Below are 251 nucleotides of genomic sequence, written 5' to 3' on the forward strand. Positions count from 1 at the left end.
CGCGGGCCGCGGCGATCACGTCGTCGACATCGACGATGCCCCACTGGCCGTCGAGACGTTCACGGTACGAGCGGCCGTACCCCGTGGAACCTCCGTAGTTCACGTCGAGCACGCCGATGCCGCGGCTCGTGTAGAACGCGATCGCCTCGGACGCCGCCCCGGTGACGTGCGCCGTCGGCCCCCCGTGCACGAGGACGATGTAGGGCGGGAGCTCGTGATCGGGAGCCGTCGCGTGCGGGTTCGCCGGCGGG

General features: G+C 72.1%; 1 protein-coding gene. It reads right to left on the reverse strand.

Annotated features, from left to right (window positions below; translation table 11 throughout):
* A partial coding sequence (locus DSP71_RS15070) for a prolyl oligopeptidase family serine peptidase (RefSeq protein WP_147251331.1) occupies positions 1 to 251 on the reverse strand: 251 nt, incomplete at both ends.

The sequence above is a fragment of the Microbacterium sp. H6 genome (genome assembly GCF_003314775.1).
GTDB classification, from domain to species: domain Bacteria; phylum Actinomycetota; class Actinomycetes; order Actinomycetales; family Microbacteriaceae; genus Microbacterium; species Microbacterium oxydans.